The organism is Dysgonomonas sp. Shenzhen-Wh21 (assembly GCF_043392705.1).
Classification (GTDB): domain Bacteria; phylum Bacteroidota; class Bacteroidia; order Bacteroidales; family Dysgonomonadaceae; genus Dysgonomonas.
The window spans coordinates 66,560-85,852 of the sequence record NZ_JAIXHZ010000041.1; the positions used below are offsets into that span (position 1 = coordinate 66,560).

Consider the following 19,293-nt stretch of genomic DNA (forward strand, 5'->3'; position numbering starts at 1 on the left):
AGAGAAAATCAATATGTAATCTCTAATTTAAGGTCTTTTTTATTTGTTTTAGTTAAAAAAAATATATCTTTGTTGCTTGAACTGATTATTCGTATTCGTTAAAAGATACAATAATTGGGAAAGGTTAAGTATAAAATTGATCATTAACATAAATCTTAATAAAGATTTTTTTATTAAGTAAACTATATGGGTAAAGTAGCACTCATCACAGGCGTTACAGGACAAGATGGAGCTTATTTGTCAGAATACTTGATAAAAAAGGGCTATACAGTACATGGACTTAAAAGAAGATCTTCCATGTTTAACACAGATCGTATAGACCATTTATATCAAGATCCTCATCTTGAAGATAGAAATATGATTCTTCATTATGGTGATATGACAGATAGTATGAATCTGACACGACTAATTGGCGATGTACAGCCCGATGAAATATATAATCTTGCGGCAATGAGCCATGTTAAGGTTAGTTTTGATATCCCTGAATATACAGCAAATGCAGACGGAATAGGTACTCTTCGTATATTAGAGGCTGTTCGTCTTCTTAATTTGGTAAATAAAACAAGGATATATCAGGCTTCAACATCCGAGCTTTATGGTTTAGTGCAAGAGATACCTCAAAAAGAAACAACACCATTTTATCCGAGAAGTCCATACGCTGTCGCTAAAATGTATGCATATTGGATTACGGTTAATTATAGGGAGGCTTATGGTATGCATGCCAGCAATGGCATCTTGTTCAATCATGAATCACCATTGAGGGGGGAAACGTTTGTTACAAGAAAGGTGACACGTGCAGTTGCACGTATAGTGCTAGGACTTCAAGATAAGGTTTATATGGGAAATCTTTCCAGTAAACGAGATTGGGGACATGCCAAAGATTATATTAAGGCTATGTATCTTATTCTTCAACAAGATACTGCTGATGATTATGTTATCTCTACAGGCGTCACAACTACTATTCGTGACTTTATCAAAATGTCATTTATAGAGGTCGGGGTAGATGTTGAATTTAGAGGTGAAGATGAAAAGGAAGAAGGCTATATTGTAGGTGTTGATGAGAATAAATTCTCTAAAATAGTTGGAGCCGAATATCTCGAAGGCTTCATTAAGAGAATAGGGCAATCTGTTGTAGGTGTAGATCCTGCATACTTTCGTCCGACCGAAGTTGATATTCTCATTGGTGACAATACAAAGGCCAGGACTAAATTAGGCTGGGAGCCTACATACGATCTTAAAGCTTTATGTCAGGATATGGTTGTTCATGATGTTGAGCTGATGAAGAAAGAAGAGTACCTCAAAAATGGAGGATATAGAATTTTGAATTACTTTGAATAAAAGTAAGAAAATATAGATGATAGAAAAGAATGCTAAAATATATGTAGCCGGCCATAGAGGCTTGGTTGGTTCTGCAATTCTTAAAAGTCTTGTAAGCAAAGGATACACAAATTTTGTCTTAAGAACGCATCAAGAATTAGATCTTACAGATCAAAAAGCTGTATCCGAATTTTTTACAAAGGAAAAGCCTGAATATGTTTTTTTAGCGGCGGCTAAAGTAGGAGGTATTATTGCCAATAATACATATCGCGGGCAATTCATTTATGAAAATTTGATGATCCAGAACAATGTAATTCATCAATCATATCTGAATAATGTTAAAAAATTAGTGTTTTTAGGTAGTTCTTGTATTTATCCCAAAGAAGCACCTCAGCCAATGACGGAAGATACACTGTTGACAGGCCCTTTGGAATACACAAATGAACCGTATGCAATAGCTAAAATAGCCGGTTTGAAGATGTGTGAGAGCTATAATATACAGTATGGAACGAATTTTATAGCGGTAATGCCAACAAACCTATATGGTTTGAATGATAATTTTAATCTTGAAACATCTCATGTATTGCCAGCAATTCTAAGAAAAGTACATTTGGGGAAATGCTTAGAAAATAATGCTTGGGATATTATAGAGCTGGACTTGAATGTTAGGCCGATAGAGGGAATATCTGGAACCTCATCTAAAACAGAAATACTAGAAATACTAGCTAAGTATGGTATAAGAAAAGTTGGAGATGTTGTTCAGGTCGAACTTTGGGGGTCAGGAAAACCGATGAGAGAATTCCTGTGGAGTCAGGAAATGGGTGATGCCACTGTTTTTGTGATGGAGTCTGTAAACTTTTTTGACTTAGTTGATGTTATACATGGAAGGGAGATAAAGAACACACACATTAATATTGGAACCGGTATTGAAATATCTATAAAAGATGTTGCAAACCTTGTAAAAGAAATAGTCGAATTCTCCGGAAGTTTGTGGTTTAATACAGATAAGCCAGATGGAACGATGAGAAAATTATCAGATGTATCAAAACTTAATTCTTTGGGCTGGCAACATCAAGTTGAAATAGAAGATGGCTTGAAGTTGATGTATGCTTGGTATACTGAGTATAATATATTAAATTAAAAAAAGAGTGTTTAATTATAATTTAAAAGATTGATTATGAAAAAAGTAAGTTTACTTTTAGTTTTAGTTTTTGCGGCTATGGCTATTTCTGCTCAAGATAGTGGATTTAGTACTAAAGTTGGTCGCAATGCAACTTTTGCGCGTAACGGTTTTTGGGATAACTGGTTCGTAGGAATTGGTGGTGGAGCAACAATGTATCTTAATGATAACGCAAATGATGCTAAATTCACTAACCGCCTTAACCTAGCTCCAACTGTTTTCGTAGGTAAATGGTATAATCCTTATTTCGGAGCACGTTTGAAATTTAATGGTGGTGGTTACCACACATTTCAAAATGATGCAAAGGTGATGAATCATCCTCATTATTTAGGTGCTAACGTTGACCTATTATTTAATGTTTCTAATTATTTAGGACATTATAACGAAAATCGCTTCTACAGCTTTATACCTTATGTTGGTATAGGATTTGTTCATGGATTTGACGAAGATTGGAAATCTATCAAGAACAACTCTGCTACATGGAATGCCGGTATTATCAACAATTTCCGTCTGTCTAACAGAGCTTCTCTATTCGTAGAAATAGCTGGAAACATGGTTCAAGAGTCTTTCGACCGTATGGGCGGTGGAGACTGGGAATGGGATGGCATGCTATCTGCATTCGTAGGATTTAACTTCAAAATTGGTAAAAGAAATGACTTCTCTGAAGCATTGTTGATGGATCAAGGTCTTCTTGATGATTTAAACGGTCAAATCAACAAACTGCGTCAAGAAAATGAAGCTTTGAAAAACAGAAAAGTTGAAGCTCCAAAATGTCCAGATTGTCCAAAATGTCCAGAAGTTAAACCAGCTGAGGTTAAAAACTTCGTTTCTAACGTAGTATTTTTCCGTCTTGGTAGTGCAGTTATTGACAAAAACCAAGAAGTTAGCATCTACAACACAGCTAAATATCTACAAGATAATCCTAGCAAAAATGTTAAGATTGTAGGTTATGCTGATAAGAAAACTGGTACAGCTTCTATCAACATGAAACTTTCTGAAAAACGTGCTAAGAATGTTGCTAATGCGTTGATCAACAAATACAACATCAACAGCAACCGCGTTAAAGTTGAATGGAAAGGTGACACAGAACAACCATATGCAGAAAATGCATGGAACCGTGTTGCTATCTTCTTTGCTGAATAATTTCGGCTAACGAAAATATAAGAATAGGAAAGAGTGGAGTATATCTCCACTCTTTTTTTGTTTCATATTGATACAATGCACAATAAAAGAAAGACTTTAGATAATGATATGCCTAAGATATACTGACTGATTGAACATTGTTATGTATTCTCTAATTCACGTAAGTATAAAGCATTTGTTAAAGTCAATCGGTGTGCTAAAATGTGTTATTAAAAGATAAAGCTGGAAGCTATCTAGTAGCTCCCAGCTTTATTCTATTTGGTATTAACTTATTCTTATTCCTATTTTATCAGATCTTCTTTAATACGAGTTTTCTCTTTATTGCTGAATTTATTTCTGAGAAAAAGGATTTGATTTCGTTGTAGCTCGATTTGTCATACCTCCCTGTAAAAATATCTATATTCTGTATATATGTAATTTTATGATCTTCCACCTTGCATTGTGTCTTTAGCTTCCCAAATGGAGTCTCTATCGAGATGTCCTTAGGTAATGACTCAATCGTATATGTTTCAGGAATATTGAATGTGATAGAATCGCAATCAGAATATCCATTTTCTATTACGATGTCCTGTTTCCGTGTAGAAGATGTAAATATATTATAATTACCTTTTCTCAAAGGGCATACAGATGCAAATAATCGGGTGCCGGTTTTGTTCACAAAGTCTTCAGCTTCGAAATTCGCAGACAATGTACATGATGGTAACGACGATTTATGCTCAGATACTTCTATTTGAGAAATCTTTACTTTTGGCATATTCACATTCGTATTGATGTAGTTCATCTCTTTTTCTCTGTCTTTAGATGTCATCCAATAAAAAAACTTGTCGTACAAATGTAAATGTTCAGTAAACTGCATTTTTCCTTTTGCTGTACCGTTTTCGGATATATTTATGTCTAGCTTCGATACCTGATAATTTTGATCGTCTTTATATTGGGGTAAACGACACATTTTGCCCCCTTCATTCGTTATAATAAGGCTATTATGGCCTGCAATTTTATTATGTATATATCCAAAGGGGAGCGTCTGGCTTGTACATTCCAGCCAAATACTATCGTTTTTGAGTGGAACCAGTAGAATAGCATGGTCAAACTGATTAAAGTTAGGAAAATCAGGTAGTATATCCTTCTCTTTCATACTTACTATGCTGTAATTGGAAGGTATATCAACGGCTTTCAGCATGGCCATCATTAAATTGGTTAGGCCTTTACAGTCGCCAAACCCACTTTTACTTACAGATGTTGCATCGATAGGCTGATAGCCTCCTATACCCAATTGTATGCTGACATATCTTGTGTTATTCTGTAGATATTGATAAAGAATAGCTACCTTTTCTCTATCGTTTTTTGCATCTTTTGTGAGATCTTTTATTTTAATCACAAAATCGGCAGGAAGAATATCTTTTCCGGTTAACAAGCTTGATACCCATTTGCCGTGATTTTCCCAGTTAGACAAATTGCCACAGGTTGAATCGTAGCAGAAATCATTCGGCATTAACAATACTCTTGGTACTATTTCGCGGAATGGAGGGGCGTAAGGTTCCCTGTCGATAGCTTTCATGTTTTCGAGAGATAGCGAATATATATGCTTATTGCCTACAGTTTCATCTTTGATATTACAAGAATAATTAGTATGGTAGCGAAGATTCATTCCTGTTGGGAGTTCAATCTTATAGCTAGCTCGTTTTAGCGATAACAGACTTCCATTGATAGGTGCGAAAGCCGGATAGCATAAAACACCATTCTTCCATTTTTCCTGATAGGTATACTCTATAGTATAAGGGTATGTAGGGTTCTTATATTCATAGAACATAGAGTAATCGTCGGTACTCAAATGTTCAGATAAGGATGAGGATATCAAGTCTTTTTTTCCTATTTTCTTGACTACTGTCCCCGACATATTTTTTATTATACCCGAGAAATCTTTCAGCTCCCTGAATTTATCATAGGTTTCGTTGAAATAACCATACTCCTCTCCCTGTTCATTTAGGATAGTTATTACCTTATTCACTGACAGTGTTGCATTATTCAAATCAGTTTGACTAAATACTGCAGAATAATTATCTACGATGGCACATGCGTTCTCTCGCAAACTATCAACCTTTTGTATAACAAATTGCCCATAGGCTTGCGTTTGGGATAGAATAAATAAGAGAACACATGCAAATATATATCTGATATTCATATTGAGACAAGCATTTTAAATTGCAGAGGCCTTTTTCAGAACGATCTGCTCGCTGTTTTTAGCTACAATTTTAGCATAAAAGTCTTTTAATGACTCGTACTCTTCAGGCAAGAACGTTAATTTCTTTAATTGGAATTGATAATGCAATTTAATTGCATTTCCGGCCTGAGCCAGACGATATGTCAAAACGATATCGTTATCATTTAATACTAATTTTGCAGCCTGAGGCAACTCGTCTACTACATACCCTTCAGGTATTTCTATATCTACAACTTGGAGGTAATTTGTCAAATAATCGAATTCTACAGGATATTCTCTTTTCTCTCTTTGAAAAGGATTTTCGGCAATGTGTTTTTCTATCATCGGATTTATATATAAGAAATCATCTCCTAAGCTGGCGTCTGCAACCTGTGTATATTCCATCTTTATAGGAGCTGAAGTGTCATCGATAGCTGAAACTGAAAAACTGTCGATCTTACAATTTGTCCTCTTTGCTAATGATTCAATGAAGTCTTCCTTGTTCTTGTGGTTATAATAGGATACTTTCATATCATAGGCGGCATTACCTTTTCTGGTATCTGTTATGGTTCCTATATATTTGGAGTCATTGAATGTGAATTTTGCTGTTTTTAATGCAGAGCCATTCGAAACATTGCTAAGATTAACCCATCTGCCGCCACTCTCACTCATTATACGTGCCTGAGGAACCATACACTTTTCAGGCAGTAAGTTCCAGTCTCCATATTTAGCAGAAGCATCGGTATAGTACATAAGTGAATCTATCTTCAGTGCTGTAATTACATAATTAAATGCCGTTATACTAGGATGAGATATTGGCAATCTTCCGTTTGTTCTGGTACTGAGTATAACAGGGTATGCGTCAAATCCTCCTGCTTTTAGTGCATTTATGAGTAAAAAGTTTACATCAGCACTACTGCCTATTCCATTTTTGAGAGCATCTTTTAGGTTGCCCGGAACGATAGCTCTCTTGTCATTCCATTTCACCCGATATTTAACCATATCCTGTATTTCTTTTGCCCGTTTAAGGGTAGTCTCTCCTTTAGCTATTTCTTCTTTAAAGAGATCCGCCTTTTTCATGTTGCTTCCAAGAGAGCTCGAAAGGATATCCTTATCTATAGACTCCCATGAACTAGATTTATTTTCGGTCATGCTGTAGGGCATCTGTATGCTTTTTAGCTCAAAGGATACTTGTGTTATATAATCATTTATAGTCCACAGATATGCTTCTCTTTTCATTGCCGGAATATTGAAGCCTTCGCTTTTCAATGTTTCTGCATTACATCTTACGGTCGTTGCTTGTAAACGTCCGTAGTCGTCTTTATATCTTATGTGGAAAGATTCATTGTCCGGCTCTTTGCTAGACTTTAAGTTGGCATATCCCTGATAGTTGATGTTGTATCGGAAGTATTCCGGAATTTTAGCCTCAAAGTTCACATAAGCAATAGGGATAGACTCTTGGAATCGGAAGTCTCTTAAGTTATAATAGTAGTCGGATACGATTGTATATTTATACTCGATCACAGATCCTACTTTTGCTGCAGGCATAGAGAATTTCTTTACTTTCAATGTGTTGTCAATGTCCTCATCGGTAATGAATTCCTTCGCAAGCTTTGTTTTTGTGATTTTTCCATCTTCAAGATTGTATGTTGTGCCCGATAAACCATTGATTTGCTCTTTCGTTGATCTATTGGTTTCGTAGTATGAGATTTCTTGGTTACACCAATCAAGTCCTTCTGTCTTCAATATTTTTATCTTAACTTGTATGGCGTATTCAAACTGAAATCCATACAGTTCGCTAAAGATAAACCTTAAGTCCCCTTTTTTGAGTAGGATAACTGCCGAGGCTGTTGTGTCCTCCGGGTATACGGTCATATTCAGCTCATCCATAGTTGCATTGCCATACTTAGACTGGGAATGACTTTCCTGAACATGAAACAGAAAAATAAAACATAGCATTATAGCTAATAAGTAAGTTGTCTTCATTGTTTGGTTATTGAGATGTTGATAGATCATAAATTATGTAAATGTATGAAATAAAATATTAATTATGTTAAAAAATGGCTATGTCTTATAACATTTTTTTTGTTTATGGAAAACTGTCTGATATTGTCTCTATATCTATCTTTGCGCAGCACTCATTCAAGCAATCTCTCTGTATATAGCGCAATGGGAGTTGTTGCTTTGAATAAATCATTTTCGTAAAAGAAAACTTACATATAAAATAGATCTAAAATAGTCTTAAATGTTAAAAGTTTATTTCTTAAATTGATGTTATTTTTTTCACAATAATAATGTTTTTCTATAAAGACAATATTGCAAACTGCACTTGACAAAATGCTGCATTTTGGCTTCTGATGCCATTTGTTTATTGACTTATTGATAAAATATATGAGTCATTTTGTTCTTTTTTGAGAAATAAATAGAGTATCTTTGTAATCTGTAAAAACAAAGTGTGTTAAAATTAAGGATATGAATTCAAGTATATATGATTTTATACCTATTCTGATGCAAATCGCGTTTTCTGCGATATTTGTATTTGCTACGGTATTTATTTCTAAGATGTTAGGTCCAAGTCGTAGGAGTGCACGGAAAAATGCAAATTTTGAGTGCGGTCTCGATCCTATAGGCGATGCTCGTTCTCCGTTCCCTGTTAAATATTTCCTTGTTGCGATCTTGTTTGTTCTTTTCGACATCGAGATCGTTTTTATGTACCCATGGGCTGTAAACTTTAAAGAGCTTAGTTGGGAAGGATTTGGCAAGATGGGAATCTTTATCGGAATTATTGTGGTAGGTTTCTTGTACGAAGCCAAACGTAAGGCTTTGGATTGGGAGAGATAAAAATTTAACAAGTATGAGCAATTCTTCTAATATAAATGTAGTACCTGCTCCGGATGGATATAGGGGGCATGGATTTTTTGCTACAAAATTTGACTACGTCATAGGTTTGGCTCGTGCCAATTCCCTATGGCCTTTGCCATTTGCTACATCCTGTTGCGGGATTGAGTTTATGGCTACAATGGCTGCTACGTACGATATGGGACGTTTTGGGGCAGAGCGTAACAGCTTTTCGCCACGTCAGGCAGATATGTTAATGGTAATGGGGACTATTTCTAAAAAGATGGCTCCTATCCTTCGCCATGTATATGAACAAATGGCCGAACCTAAATGGGTGATTGCAGTAGGTGCATGTGCTTCTTCGGGAGGTATCTTCGATACATATTCGGTTTTGCAAGGTATCGATAAGGTGATTCCGGTAGATGTGTATGTTCCCGGATGCCCTCCACGTCCTGAACAGATATTGGATGGCGTAATGCAATTGCAGGAGTTAGTAAAACATGAATCTATTCTTCGTAGAGGCTCGGAAAGATATCAGGAGCTTCTTGAATCATATAAATTTGAATAATGGCTCTCGATACTACAGTTATTGAAAATAAGATGAGCGAGAAATTCGGAACGGAAGTGATGAATTTCAGAATGGAACGGGATATTTTTACTTTCGAAGCTGCTCCGGCGGTAATCAAAGAAGTAATCCGTTTTATGAAAGACGATGAAACTCTGCGTTTCAACTTCTTGACAGACTTATGTGGGGTGCATTATCCTGATAATGACAAGAAGGCTCAGTTTGCTGTTGTTTATTTGCTTCACAACTGGATCGACAATGTACGTGTACGTGTGAAAACATTTCTTGATGGAGACAGACCGTATGTTGAATCTGTAGTGGACGTTTTTGCTGCAGCCAATTGGATGGAACGCGAGACTTATGATTTCTACGGAGTAATTTTCAAAGGACATCCCAATCTTAAGCGTATACTTAATGATGAGAGAATGGTGTCGTTTCCGATGCGTAAAGATCATCCACTTGAGGATGCCGGACGTACGGATAAGGATGACCGCTTCTTTGGTAGGACTCCCAATAATTATGAACAAACTAAATAGCAAAGTAAGGAAATGTCAGATCAACTAATAAATCCGGAACATCGCTTTGCGAAAATGATAAAAGAACAAGCCTTTGGGGACGATAAAGAGTTGTCCGTTCTTAACTTCGGGCCAACTCACCCTTCTACTCATGGTGTGTTTCAAAATATATTACTGATGGATGGTGAACGTATTTTGGATGCGGATACCACTATCGGTTATATTCACCGTGCATTTGAGAAGATTGCAGAACACCGCACTTTCTATCAGATTACAACCCTGACCGATCGTCTTAACTATTGTTCTGCCCCTCTGAATAATATGGCATGGTGGATGACTGTAGAGAAGTCACTTGGTGTAGAGGTTCCTAAACGTGCGCAATATATGCGTGTTATTGTTATGGAGCTGGCTCGTATTACGGATCATTTGATATGTAACTCTATCTTAGGGGTCGACCTCGGTGCGTACACTCCTTTCTTGTATGTAATGCAATACAGAGAGTTGGCATACGAGATTTATGAAGAAATCTGCGGTGCACGTTTGACTACAAACATGGGGCGTATCGGCGGATTCGAAAGAGACTGGAGCGAAGCCGCATGGCGTAAGTTAGATGAGTTTATCGAAGGCTTCCCTAAAGCATGGGATCAGTTGGAGAGACTGTTTATCCGCAACCGTATCTTTATGGATCGTATCGTTGGTGTAGGTGCTATATCAGCCGAAAAGGCTATAAATTATGGGTTTACAGGGCCTAACTTGCGCGCTACAGGCGTCGATTACGACGTGCGTGTAGCGAATCCATATAGTTCATACCAAGATTTTGATTTTAAAGTACCTGTAGGTTCATCCGGCGATACGTATGATCGTTGGTGTGTGCGTGCAGCAGAGATAAAAGAAAGCTTGAGCATAATTCGTCAAGCTCGTGATAATATGCCTGATGGAAGCTTCCATGCAGATGTGCCTGACTATTACCTTCCTCCAAAAGAAGAAGTGTATACACAGATGGAGCAGCTTATCCAACACTTCAAGATCGTGATGGGTGAAGTTCCCGTTCCTATAGCTGAAGTATATCACGCCGTAGAAGGTGCTAATGGAGAACTGGGTATTTATCTTATTACCGATGGTTCACGAGCTCCTTTCAGGGTGCACTTCCGCAGACCATGCTTTATTTATTATCAGGCGTTCCCTGAAATGATAAAAGGCGGGATGTTTTCGGATGCTGTTGCCACGCTTTCAAGTATTAATGTTATTGCCGGAGAATTAGATGCATAATCATGTCAATGGAAACTAAAGAATATACACAAGTAATAAATATGTCGGAGAGCCTGATGGCCCGTATCAATGAATTGTTGAGCCATTACCCTGCCGATAAAAAGAAATCTGCTTTACTACCCGTGCTTCATGCCGTACAGGATGCTCATGACAATTGGCTGAGCCTCGAACTGATGGATAAAGTAGCTGAGATATTGGAGATTACACCTATCGAAGTTTATGAAGTAGTAACATTTTATTCGATGTTCAATCAGAAACCGGTAGCTAAATATATGTTTGAGTTTTGCCGTACCGCTTGTTGTGGCTTGCGTGGTGGCGAAAACTTGATGGAATATACCTGTCAGAAACTGGGCGTTAAACCCGGTGAAATAACACCTGACGGGATGTTCAGTGTAGTAGGGGTAGAGTGCCTTGGAGCATGTGGCTACGGTCCGATGCTTCAGTTGGGAGACAACTATCATGAAAATCTTAACAAAGAAAAGATTGATACACTGATCGAAGATTGTAAACAAGGAAAAGTAAACCTATATTAATTGCGATGGCTAGAAAAGTATTATTAGAGAAATTAGATATTCCGGGAATAGCGGAATACGAAGTTTATCGCAAGAATGGCGGATATGCGTCTGTGGAGAAAGCACTGAAAACGATGACCCCCGATGAGGTTGTAGAAGAAGTGAAAACCTCAGGGGTAAGAGGCCGTGGAGGTGCAGGTTTCCCGATGGGGCTCAAGTGGAGCTTTATTGATAAGAAGTCCGGCAAGCCTCGCCACTTGGTTGTGAATGCCGATGAATCGGAACCCGGTACATTCAAAGATCGCTTTTTGATGCATCATATTCCGCATTTGCTAATCGAAGGTGCTATTGTTTCCAGTTACGCATTAGAAGCTAATTTATCATATATCTATATCCGCGGCGAATATATGTGGATATTCAAGATATTAGAAAAAGCAATTAAGGAAGCTTATGCCAATGGTTGGCTGGGTAAAAATATATTGGGTACAGGCTATAATCTCGACTTGTATGTACATTGCGGAGCAGGAGCATATATTTGCGGAGAAGAAACAGCCCTGATAGAATCACTCGAGGGTAAGCGTGGTAATCCACGTATCAAACCGCCATTCCCTGCTGTTAGTGGGTTGTGGGGTGAGCCTACAGTGGTGAACAATGTGGAGTCTATTTCTACTGTTTCGTGGATTATAAACAATGGCGGTGCTGAATATGCTAAAATCGGTGTAGGAAAATCTACAGGAACCAAGCTGATGTCAGCTTCGGGTCATATTAAGAATCCGGGCGTATATGAAATAGAATTAGGTTTGACTGTCGATGAATTTTTCAATTCAGACGAATATTGCGGTGGTATGTTAGACGATCGTCCGCTAAAGGCTGTAATACCCGGCGGGTGTTCGGTTCCGATCTTACCTCCTCAATATATATTTAAAACAGCAAATGGTGAAGATCGTTTGATCAGCTATGAATCACTCGCTGACGGAGGTTTCGTTACCGGCTCTTCTCTCGGATCGGGAGGTTTCATCGTGTACAATGATACAGCATGTATCGTTCGTAATACATGGAATTTTTCTCGTTTCTTCCATCACGAAAGCTGTGGGCAATGTTCTCCGTGTCGTGAAGGTACAGGATGGATGGATAAAATACTTCATCGCATCGAAACAGGACAAGGTAGAGAAGAAGACATCGACCTGCTATGGAGCATACAAAGTAAGATTGAAGGCAATACAATTTGTCCTCTTGGTGATGCGGCATCATGGCCGGTTGCAGCAGCAATACGCCATTTCCGTGAAGAGTTCGAATACCATGTACGCTTCCCTGAAAAGATAAAAAATAGAGATCATTTTGTAGACGAGCCTATGGAAAAAGTTCGTCACCTTTTGAAGTAAAGCAATATGAAAATTACAATAGATGGACATGTTTTAGACGTCGAACCTGGAACCACAGTGTTGCAGGCGGCACGTATGATAGGCGGAGCCAGTGTTCCTCCTACAATGTGCTATTACTCTAAGCTGGAAGACTGCGGTGGCAAATGTCGTTGTTGCTTGGTGGAGGTAAACAAAGGTAGCGAAAGAGACCCTCGTCCTATGCCTAAGCTTCAGCCGTCATGCGTAACAGCTGTTCAGGACGGTATGGAAGTGAAAAGCGCTACATCCGAAAGAGCTCTGGAGGCACGAAAGGCTGTAACCGAATTTTTGTTGATCAACCATCCTCTCGACTGTCCGGTATGCGATCAGGCGGGAGAGTGCGATTTGCAGAACCTTGCTTATGGTAATAATAACTTCAAGTCGCGTTATATAGAAGAAAAAAGAACATTCGAACCCGAAAATATAGGCCCATACATACAGTTGCACATGAATCGTTGCATTCTTTGCTACCGTTGTGTAAAATTGGCTGATCAACTAACGCCTGAACGTGTTCATGGAGTAGTGGGAAGGGGTGACCATGCTCAAATTTCTACATATATAGAACGTGCGATCGATAACGATTTTTCGGGCAATGTGATCGATGTTTGTCCTGTAGGAGCTCTTACCGATAAAACATTCCGATTCAAGTCTCGTGTTTGGTTCAACAAACCATTCAATGCACATCGTCACTGTACAAAATGTTCGGGGAAAGTAGTGCTATGGATGTTTGGCGACAAAGTTCAACGTGTGACAGCTCGTAAAGATGAATGGCACGAGGTTGAAGAATTTATTTGTAACGAATGTCGTTTCGAACACAAGAATGTTGAAGACTGGACTATAGAAGGCCCTCGCAAATTTGAGAAGCCGTCTGTAATCAATGTAAACAACTATACAGAGCCGATACATAAGGTAAAGATAAATACAGACGAACTTGTATTGGAAGGTCGTAAAGAAGATCAGAAGAAAATAAGCATGCCTGATTCTCCCTATGATGCAGAGGAGTTGGAAGCTATAAAGAAAACAAAAGAATAAATAAAATAATGGAGATTGCACTTATTTTAGAAAAGTTGATCCTTATCGTTCTTGTGTTTGCTGTCACAATGCTTTTTGCGTTGTATTCTACTTATGCAGAACGTAAGGTAGCCGGTTTTTTACAAGATCGTCTCGGGCCAAATCGTGCAGGTATCTTTGGTTTGCTACAGCCTCTTTGCGATGGGGCTAAGTTGTTTGCCAAAGAAGATCTTATGCCAAATACGCCGAATAAGATTCTCTTTGTTGTAGGTCCGGCTGTTGCCATGACAGTCTCTTTGCTTGGGGGGGCGTTGATCCCGTGGGCAGAGAAGTTTGTTATAGCAGGCTATGGAGAGGTTAAACCTTACATCGGGGATGTAAATGTGGCTATTCTATATATTGTAGCTGTATTATCTACAAGCGTATATGGTGTTGTAATCGGAGGATGGGCATCAAATAATAAATATTCCCTGATGGGAAGTATCCGTGCCGGAGCGCAGATGATTTCGTACGAAATAGCAATGGGGCTTTCTCTTATTGCGCTGATTATGATGACTGGTTCTTTGAGTCTGGTAGAAATCACTCAGCAGCAAAGTGGCTGGCATGGTATGCAATGGAATGTGATTTATCAGCCGTTGACCTTTATTATTTTCCTTGTTTGTTCGTTTGCAGAATGTAACCGGACACCCTTCGACCTTGCAGAATGCGAGTCGGAACTGGTTAACGGACACCATGTCGAATATTCATCGTTGGGAATGGGATTCTATATGTTCTCCGAATATGCGAGCATGTTTTTCTCATCTGCATTTATCTCTGTTCTTTTCTTTGGAGGATACAATTATCCGGGAATAGATTGGGTAACAGAAAACTGGGGTATAAATATAGCTAGTCTACTTGGAGTGCTATCACTTCTAGCCAAAACCTCATTCTTCATTTTCTTCTATATGTGGGTGCGCTGGACAATACCGAGATTCAGATACGACCAACTGATGAAACTGGGATGGAAAATGCTGTTTCCGTTGGCGATAGTAAATATCATCTTGGTAGGAATTTTTGTCCTGATTTTTAAATGAAAATAAGAAATTAGCGATGTCAATAGAAAAAATATCATTATCAGGAAGAAAGACGGAGGTTGTTGATAAAAACATGACCTTCGCAGAAAAGATATACCTTCCTGCTGTGATAAAAGGGCTTATAATTACAATTAAGCACTTTTTCAAGAAGAAGGCGACTGTTCAGTATCCTGAGCAACAACGCGAATTCAGCCCTGTATATCGTGGGCAGCATGTATTGATGCGTGACGATCAGGGGCGCGAACGCTGTACAGCATGCGGGTTGTGTGCCTTGTCTTGTCCGGCAGAAGCAATCACAATGGTGGCTGCTGAGCGTAAAAAAGGAGAAGAACACCTGTACCGTGAAGAAAAATATGCTTCGGAATATGAAATAAATATGCTACGCTGTATATTTTGTGGAATATGCGAAGAGGCTTGTCCGAAAGAAGCTATTTTCTTAACCAAGTCTAAGCTTCTGGTGAAGCCGAAATTAGAACGTGAAGACTTTATCTATGGTAAAGATAAACTCGTGATTTCGGTAGAGGATGCCAAAGCACGCAAATATGATTAAATAGAGATACGAGATAAATAATGATATGATTACAATAATTTTTTATATTCTGGCAACCATAACACTCGGTACGGGACTTCTGACGGTATTGTCTAAGAATCCTATCCATAGTGCAGTGTATATGATTATCTGTTTTTTCTCCATATCGGGGCACTTTTTGCTGCTGAATGCTTTGTTTCTATCGGTTATAAATATTGTGGTTTATGCCGGAGCTATCATGGTGTTATTGCTATTTACTCTGATGCTTATGAACCTGAGTGAAAGCCACGAGCCAAAGAAAAAAGTGATCAGTCGTGTGGCGGCTACAATTTCGAGTTGCTTGATGGGAATTGTCCTGTTGGCTGCGCTTCTGAAGGCTACGCCTGTGATAGAAACATACAAAACCGAGGGATTAGACTATCAGTCGGTAAGTATTATTGGTCAGGTGCTGCTTGACGAGTATTTAGTGCCATTTGAATTTGCTGCTATATTACTTATAACGGCTATGATCGGGGCAGTACTTATTTCTAAAAAAGAGAAAAAAGCTTAAGCTATGCTGAATAATATATTAGAACAAGTAGGAATTGACAATTACATCTACCTCTGCATACTATTGTTTTGTGTAGGTGCAATTGGAATATTGTATCGTAGGAGTACGATTGTGATGTTGATGTCGGTAGAATTGATGCTGGCTTCTGCCAATATGTTATTGGCTGTTTTTTCTGTGTATCATCAAGATACCAGCGGACAAGTGTTTGTGATATTCTCATTGGCCGTAGCTGCGGCTGAGGTGGCTGTAGGGTTGGCTATTTTGGTTGCCATCTACAGAAACATAGGCACGATAGATATTGATGAATTGAAAAACTTAAAAGGATAAATTTGGATGGAAACAATATTGGTATTAATACTCTTGCTTAGTCCGTTTATCGGTTTCTCAATTAATTTGCTGGTTGGTAAAAAACTAACGGGACGCACATTACCCGGAGTTATTGCTACCACAGCTGTAATTATAAGTTTTGTAATATCTCTTTACCTTTTCATCCAGAATCTTTCTACAGGTCAGGTTTTTAATGTCAACCTGTTTCAATGGATTGCCTTAGGGGAGTTTACAACTGATCTGTCTTTCACGCTCGACCAACTGTCTCTAGTATGGTTGTTGTTTGTGACAGGTATCGGTACGCTGATACACATCTACTCGATGGGGTATATGCACGATGATGAAAATATAGACCGTTATTTTTCATATCTGAATCTATTTATCTTCTTTATGACGATACTTGTTTCGGGAAGCAACCTTCTCGTTATGTTTATCGGTTGGGAAGGTGTAGGTTTGTGTTCTTATCTGCTTATTGGTTTTTGGTCGAGAAATCACAAGAACAACGATGCGGCAAAGAAAGCCTTTGTGATGAACCGTATCGGAGACTTAGGTTTCCTTATCGGTATCTTTACACTGGGCTATATGTTCAAAACGGTGGACTACGTTTCGCTAAAAGATCTTGTTACCAGTCCCGACCCACTGTTGGGCGTTGCCACATTGGCATTGTTTATAGGGGCTACAGGTAAAAGTGCACAGATACCTTTATATACTTGGTTGCCCGATGCGATGGCAGGTCCTACTCCTGTATCGGCACTGATACATGCTGCAACGATGGTTACAGCGGGTATATTTATGGTGACACGGTTGAATTTCATTTTCGACCTGACTCCCGATATTCAGACTTTGATTGCTATTGTGGGTGCTGTAACTGCATTGTTTGCTGCAACTATAGCTCTTACACAAAATGATATAAAGAAAGTACTAGCATACTCTACAGTATCGCAGCTCGGGCTGATGTTTTTGGCTCTTGGGCTGGGTGCTTATCACGTGGCAGTATTTCATGTGATTACACACGCATTCTTTAAGGCTTGCTTATTCCTTGGCTCAGGTTCGGTTATCCATGCTATGGGAGGCGAACAGGATATGCGCAAGATGGGAGGTCTTAAGAATAAGATGAAGACGACGTATTATACATTCTTGATCTCTACGTTATCAATTGCAGGTATTCCGCCTTTGGCTGGTTTCTTCTCCAAAGATGAAATCATGCTGACAGCTTTCGAGCATAATATCTTCTTATGGATTTTAGCAGCATTAGCATCTTTGCTTACTGCATTCTATATGTTCCGTTTGCTATATCTTACATTCTTCAAAGAGTTTAGAGGTACAGAAGAACAGAAACATCATTTGCACGAATCGCCAAGCAGTATGACTCTGCCGCTTATCGTATTGGCTTTCTTAGCGTTTTTCGGAGGGCTTATCAGTATTCCTTTCGGAGGGCTTAGCTGGTTGAACGCTTACTTAGAGCCAATATTACCGGGTATTACAGGCGAGCATGCTCCTGTAGACCAGATGGTGATGACAATGGTAATTTCTACTATAATCGCTATCGTTGGTATTGCATTGGCATATTTTAAGTATATAAAGAAATCTGAAGTCCCTGCTGAGGATGATGAGATTTCGGGACTTGCTAAAGTTTCTTATAACAAATTCTACATTGATGAAATATACGATGCACTATTTGTAAAACCTCTTTATGCTTTAGCCGGCTTCTTTGAGAGTGTAGTAGAGAGAGCATTAAAAAATATACTGAAAAGCTTCGGAGGCTTGGTCGAGTTGTTGACAGTTCCGGCGCGAAGGCTACAGAATGGAAGTCTCGGTTTTTATCTGTTTTTCTTTGTGTTAGGATTCAGTGCACTAATCATCTGTTTATTTCTTGTATAAAAATTAAAAAAGAAACATGAATATCACTATTATATTAATCATATTATTGGTAGGTGCAATTCTTACTTATTTATCAGGAAATAGATTTGCCTCTAAAGTAGCTATGTTGTTCGGTGTTGCCGCAGCTATTTTTTCGGTAGCGTTATGTCTTAAATACGGAGCAGCAGGAGCAAATTTCAGCATAGACTGGATTAGTAAGCCTAATATCTCGTTTTCGTTAAAGGCCGACGGCTTGTCGATGGCTATGATATTAATGACGACGATACTGCTGCCTATAATTATACTGGGTACGCAATCGCGCGAATTTAAGAATGAAAAGATGCTGTATAGCTTAGTCATGTTTATGGTTTTTGCTATGGTAGGCGCATTCTTAAGTAGCAACGCCCTTTTGTATTATGTGTTTTGGGAAATGTCTCTTATACCGATCTATTTTATCATCGTATTGTGGGGTAACGGCGAGATCATCAAAAGACGTAAGGCAGCGATGACATTCTTCCTCTTTACATTTGCCGGATCATTGTTTATGCTTGCAGCCATTATATACCTGTATACAAAAACGGGAAGCTTTCAGCTCGAAGCATTCTATAATGCGAGTCTGAGCCAAACAGAACAAATCTGGATATTCTTGGCATTCTTCCTTGCTTATGCTATTAAGATACCGATTTTCCCTTTCCATACATGGCAGGCAAATGTGTATCAGAAAGCACCGGCAATAGGTACTATGTTGCTGGCAGGTATTATGTCTAAGATGGGAGCATATAGCGTTATTCGTTGGCAGTTGCCCGTAACTCCTTACGCATCAAACGAGTTTAGGACAATAATCGTGATCCTTTGTATCATTGGAGTTGTATACGGAGCTATTATGGCGCTGCGTCAGGACGACTTGAAAAGATTTTTAGCGTATGCATCATTGTCTCACGTAGGATTTATTGCGGCGGGCTCTTATGCGTTGACATACGATGGTCTCGAAGGAGCTGTGATAC

Annotated in this window: 18 protein-coding genes; 16 read left to right on the forward strand and 2 right to left on the reverse strand. The window is 38.6% G+C overall.

Annotated features, from left to right (window positions below):
- Window positions 1-186 precede the first annotated feature (186 nt).
- From gmd to LDB17_RS02415, 3 genes are read left to right on the forward strand one after another with little or no spacing between them, the layout of a single operon-like run.
- On the forward strand, window positions 187-1,338 hold the full coding sequence (gene gmd / locus LDB17_RS02405; RefSeq protein WP_252638611.1) for a GDP-mannose 4,6-dehydratase: 1,152 nt from the start codon (window positions 187-189) through the stop codon (window positions 1,336-1,338).
- A gap of 19 nt (window positions 1,339-1,357) precedes the next feature.
- Entirely contained in the window at window positions 1,358-2,458 is a 1,101-nt protein-coding gene (locus LDB17_RS02410; protein WP_291103121.1) for a GDP-L-fucose synthase, read from the forward strand.
- Between the two features lie 36 nt (window positions 2,459-2,494).
- The gene (locus LDB17_RS02415; RefSeq protein ID WP_252638613.1) at window positions 2,495-3,640 is read left to right on the forward strand and encodes an OmpA family protein; all 1,146 of its coding nucleotides are present in this window, start codon (window positions 2,495-2,497) and stop codon (window positions 3,638-3,640) included.
- 289 nt (window positions 3,641-3,929) lie between these two features.
- Here the strand turns inward: LDB17_RS02415 and LDB17_RS02420 are convergent, their stop codons facing one another.
- Both LDB17_RS02420 and LDB17_RS02425 read right to left on the reverse strand, forming a co-directional pair.
- Window positions 3,930-5,822, reverse strand: a complete 1,893-nt coding sequence (locus LDB17_RS02420; RefSeq protein ID WP_252638614.1) for a DUF3857 and transglutaminase domain-containing protein — start codon at window positions 5,820-5,822, stop codon at window positions 3,930-3,932.
- Window positions 5,823-5,837: 15 nt separating this feature from the next.
- Window positions 5,838-7,826: a DUF3857 domain-containing protein gene (locus LDB17_RS02425; RefSeq protein WP_252638615.1), complete on the reverse strand. Its 1,989-nt coding sequence runs from the start codon at window positions 7,824-7,826 to the stop codon at window positions 5,838-5,840.
- 486 nt (window positions 7,827-8,312) lie between these two features.
- Between LDB17_RS02425 and LDB17_RS02430 the strand changes: the two genes are divergently transcribed.
- From LDB17_RS02430 to LDB17_RS02490, 13 genes are all read left to right on the forward strand, one after another.
- On the forward strand, window positions 8,313-8,681 hold the full coding sequence (locus LDB17_RS02430; protein WP_135104837.1) for an NADH-quinone oxidoreductase subunit A: 369 nt from the start codon (window positions 8,313-8,315) through the stop codon (window positions 8,679-8,681).
- A gap of 13 nt (window positions 8,682-8,694) precedes the next feature.
- Window positions 8,695-9,246 (forward strand): NADH-quinone oxidoreductase subunit B, encoded by a 552-nt coding sequence (locus LDB17_RS02435; protein ID WP_006843264.1) that lies wholly within the window; start codon window positions 8,695-8,697, stop codon window positions 9,244-9,246.
- Window positions 9,246-9,779, forward strand: a complete 534-nt coding sequence (locus LDB17_RS02440; RefSeq protein WP_252638616.1) for an NADH-quinone oxidoreductase subunit C — start codon at window positions 9,246-9,248, stop codon at window positions 9,777-9,779. Before LDB17_RS02435 ends, LDB17_RS02440 begins: the two co-directional genes overlap by 1 nt.
- A gap of 12 nt (window positions 9,780-9,791) precedes the next feature.
- On the forward strand, window positions 9,792-11,027 hold the full coding sequence (gene nuoD, locus LDB17_RS02445) for an NADH dehydrogenase (quinone) subunit D (RefSeq protein ID WP_252638617.1): 1,236 nt from the start codon (window positions 9,792-9,794) through the stop codon (window positions 11,025-11,027).
- An 8-nt stretch (window positions 11,028-11,035) separates the two neighbouring features.
- On the forward strand, window positions 11,036-11,560 hold the full coding sequence (gene nuoE / locus LDB17_RS02450) for an NAD(P)H-dependent oxidoreductase subunit E (protein ID WP_252638618.1): 525 nt from the start codon (window positions 11,036-11,038) through the stop codon (window positions 11,558-11,560).
- Between the two features lie 5 nt (window positions 11,561-11,565).
- Window positions 11,566-12,921, forward strand: a complete 1,356-nt coding sequence (nuoF, locus tag LDB17_RS02455) for an NADH-quinone oxidoreductase subunit NuoF (protein ID WP_135104840.1) — start codon at window positions 11,566-11,568, stop codon at window positions 12,919-12,921.
- Between the two features lie 6 nt (window positions 12,922-12,927).
- A complete protein-coding gene (locus tag LDB17_RS02460; RefSeq protein ID WP_252638619.1) occupies window positions 12,928-13,971 on the forward strand; it encodes a 2Fe-2S iron-sulfur cluster-binding protein in 1,044 nt (347 codons plus the stop codon).
- A gap of 8 nt (window positions 13,972-13,979) precedes the next feature.
- Window positions 13,980-15,023 carry an NADH-quinone oxidoreductase subunit NuoH gene (gene nuoH, locus LDB17_RS02465; protein ID WP_252638620.1) on the forward strand — a complete coding sequence of 348 codons (1,044 nt, stop codon included), beginning with the start codon at window positions 13,980-13,982 and terminating at the stop codon, window positions 15,021-15,023.
- Between the two features lie 16 nt (window positions 15,024-15,039).
- The gene (locus tag LDB17_RS02470; protein ID WP_252638622.1) at window positions 15,040-15,573 is read left to right on the forward strand and encodes an NADH-quinone oxidoreductase subunit I; all 534 of its coding nucleotides are present in this window, start codon (window positions 15,040-15,042) and stop codon (window positions 15,571-15,573) included.
- 25 nt (window positions 15,574-15,598) lie between these two features.
- The gene (locus LDB17_RS02475) at window positions 15,599-16,102 is read left to right on the forward strand and encodes an NADH-quinone oxidoreductase subunit J (protein WP_135104843.1); all 504 of its coding nucleotides are present in this window, start codon (window positions 15,599-15,601) and stop codon (window positions 16,100-16,102) included.
- Window positions 16,103-16,105: 3 nt separating this feature from the next.
- Window positions 16,106-16,429 carry an NADH-quinone oxidoreductase subunit NuoK gene (nuoK, locus tag LDB17_RS02480; protein WP_252638624.1) on the forward strand — a complete coding sequence of 108 codons (324 nt, stop codon included), beginning with the start codon at window positions 16,106-16,108 and terminating at the stop codon, window positions 16,427-16,429.
- A gap of 6 nt (window positions 16,430-16,435) precedes the next feature.
- Window positions 16,436-18,310, forward strand: a complete 1,875-nt coding sequence (nuoL, locus tag LDB17_RS02485) for an NADH-quinone oxidoreductase subunit L (protein ID WP_252638625.1) — start codon at window positions 16,436-16,438, stop codon at window positions 18,308-18,310.
- 16 nt (window positions 18,311-18,326) lie between these two features.
- On the forward strand, window positions 18,327-19,293 hold a 967-nt coding region (locus tag LDB17_RS02490; protein WP_393924869.1), incomplete at its 3' end, for a NuoM family protein.